Genomic DNA, 2436 nt, shown 5'->3' with positions numbered 1-2436 from the left:
TATGATAGTTACCCACATAAGGAATGTCTTTCATTACTGGCTTCTTCTTATCAACTCATTTTGACGTAATATTGCTAAGGTATCAGACGGTGTAACTTTCCATGCGTCCGATAATCTGCGTAAAGTAAAAACCCCTAATTCAAGTCTATCATCGGGTGATAAAAAGTGATGTAAGTGTCGGCCAGCGACTGAAATAGTGACAGCAGCCCCCTGTGCACCATTATTATAAACTGCCATCCCTTTGTTTTTATTCTCGCCATGAAATGAAGCTTTTACTTCGCTTTTCAAGCCAAATAACACGCCGCACAACCCGGTTAACTCGCTTTTAGTCAGCTGAATTATCGTTTTACTTGCCCAATCTGGTGATTCACCAGGGGAGTTAATAGTAGTCATTTCAATACTTAACGTCTGCAAGCCAAGCCGACTAGATGTGTACTGAACGTTCATAGCTGTGCGCTTTAATGGTTCTGGGTGCCTATCTGCATAAAATGTAAGTGCTTCACCAAAATTGTTCTGTTGTGACATTCTTCCCCCTAAATATCTAAGCGTTTACTCGCTGCTCTTAGGCGTTCATCACCCCTAAAGTCATATTTTTGCGTTGTTGCTAAGCTTGCATGGCCCATTGCATCTTTAACTGTAATTAGATCTTCGCCGTTCTCTAGCATTGACGAAGCGAATGTCCTTCTTAGGTCATGCGGGGCACACTTTTCTATACCGGCCTCGACAGATCTACTGTTTAAAATATGGTAAATTGCCTGGCTAGTCATGCGCTCTGAGGTAACATCATCGTACCTACGAACACGACTAAATAGTGGCCCTGGAATATCACTTCGCACTTCCTCAATCCAGCTTTCAAGCCTTTGAAATGCGCCATCTGGCAAGTAGGCCATGCGCTCTTTATTACCTTTACCTAGCACTTTTAGCGAGCGGTTATGCCGGTTATAATGAGAAAAATCAAGGGATACAATTTCAGCTCTTCGTAATCCGCACCCGACTAAAACAGATAAAATAGCGTTATCTCTAACCCCAATAGCAGACTTATCACTTTCACATGTGAAAAATAATTTCTTAACTTCAGCAGGGGCCAGGGCTCTACCTTTAGGTATTCTTGACCCTCTAACCGACTTAACTAACTTGATATGTTGGTAAGTATCGGTGCTAATAAGCTTAAGTGTCCATGCCTCTACGGCTACACCTTTTATTGCCGCCAAGTAATTATTTATAGTGGCCGGTGCTTTTCCCGCATCAGTGAGCATGGTCAAAACTGCCTGTACATGGTGCCGCTCAAGCATACCCCAAGGACAGGTTCTTAAATCATGATAGCCCATCATTTTAGCTATGTTGTTTAAAAACGACCTCATGGCTAGCCGGCTACTTTCAGCCCTTAAGCCCATTAAGTATGAAACAGCAGGATTTTTTTCAATACCATTTACACCAGTGCCCGCAGCCTCCGCACTTAATACTTCAAAAGTACGCTCTGCAGGGAGAAATGTGACTTCGGTATTTTCATCATTGTTTTGTTCGTGCATTTTTTGATGCCTCAAAGTAACTTTGTGCTTTTGCTCCATACTTAGTTTAAGTTTGCGTGTTTAGAACAACCCTACATAATGAAGTACGGACATATTATCTGTATTTATTTTGCTCAGTATCACCACCTAAATTACAGCTTCTAATTTTAAATTCTGATGGTGTTGACTCGATATTTATTATATCACAGGCTCTACTTTCTAAAAGTGTCATTTTAATAAGTAGAGGTAAAGCTGAATTCGCATAAACATAGTAAAGAGTAGGCTTTTTAGTTTGGTAGATCAGATAGCTTAAAGTTGGAATTTAGAAGAAGAATGACAGCTTTGAGCGATATATAGTCATTCACACCTAAGAACTACACTTTAAAGTGGTTTATGGTATGTGCTTACTGGCTACGAATAATGAGCGAAAATCATTTGATGATCACCGCTTTTCTTTCGAGCCAGTAAGTGCTCCACGGCTCACTAACGAATACTCAGGGCACGCACATAAACTGCTGGCTATATTTCTTTCGAAGAGCGTGGAATACATACCAATCCTTTATAAATAGGAGTGGATGATGATGTCGATAGATCAATTTGCTGCACATGTTGGCTTAGATTGGGCAGATAAAAAACATGATGTTTGTATTCAATTTAAAAATGGCGAGCGTCGTTTTGAGGTAATTCAACATACACCAGAATCATTAGATACTTGGCTCAATACGTTGCACAAACAGGTAAATGGGAGAATCGCTACCACAACAATAACCCACATGTAATTGCTGCTATTATCGGCCTTAATCACCTTTAAGGGCGTTTCGTCGGCATGGAGCACCGCTTGACTAAGCAATGCTGCTTTTAGCTCGTTAACTAATGGCATCAGCAATTCACTACACCGTATTATCCAATCTGACATGGTTTTACGGCT

General features: G+C 40.8%; 3 protein-coding genes and 1 pseudogene. 1 reads left to right on the top strand and 3 read right to left on the bottom strand.

Features of this window, described 5'->3' with window-relative positions; all coding sequences use genetic code 11:
* Positions 1-33: 33 nt before the first annotated feature.
* Together ACT3RM_RS17495 and ACT3RM_RS17490 are read right to left on the bottom strand one after the other, a co-directional pair.
* Positions 34-525: a hypothetical protein gene (locus ACT3RM_RS17495; protein ID WP_010555478.1), complete on the bottom strand. Its 492-nt coding sequence runs from the start codon at positions 523-525 to the stop codon at positions 34-36.
* Between the two features lie 8 nt (positions 526-533).
* Positions 534-1529, bottom strand: a complete 996-nt coding sequence (locus ACT3RM_RS17490; protein WP_443489213.1) for a tyrosine-type recombinase/integrase — start codon at positions 1527-1529, stop codon at positions 534-536.
* 557 nt (positions 1530-2086) lie between these two features.
* Here ACT3RM_RS17490 and ACT3RM_RS17485 point away from each other — a divergent pair.
* Positions 2087-2263, top strand: a pseudogene (locus tag ACT3RM_RS17485) (IS110 family transposase); the annotation flags it as partial.
* Here ACT3RM_RS17485 and ACT3RM_RS17480 read toward each other — a convergent pair.
* Positions 2194-2388 carry an IS66 family transposase gene (locus ACT3RM_RS17480; protein ID WP_244913656.1) on the bottom strand — a complete coding sequence of 65 codons (195 nt, stop codon included), beginning with the start codon at positions 2386-2388 and terminating at the stop codon, positions 2194-2196. The pseudogene ACT3RM_RS17485 and the gene ACT3RM_RS17480 overlap by 70 nt on opposite strands.
* Positions 2389-2436 lie beyond the last annotated feature (48 nt).

It is taken from the genome of Pseudoalteromonas sp. AOP7-A1-14 (assembly GCF_052376275.1).
GTDB lineage: Bacteria > Pseudomonadota > Gammaproteobacteria > Enterobacterales > Alteromonadaceae > Pseudoalteromonas.
Note: the sequence above shows the minus strand (reverse complement) of the source record. Positions and strands in the feature narration are given on the sequence as shown.

Coding starts and splice junctions, on each gene's coding strand:
- ACT3RM_RS17495 (WP_010555478.1), bottom strand. CDS start 525: ATGTCACAACAGAACAATTTTGGTGAAGCACTTACATTTTATGCAGAT.
- ACT3RM_RS17490 (WP_443489213.1), bottom strand. CDS start 1,529: ATGCACGAACAAAACAATGATGAAAATACCGAAGTCACATTTCTCCCT.
- ACT3RM_RS17480 (WP_244913656.1), bottom strand. CDS start 2,388: ATGCCATTAGTTAACGAGCTAAAAGCAGCATTGCTTAGTCAAGCGGTG.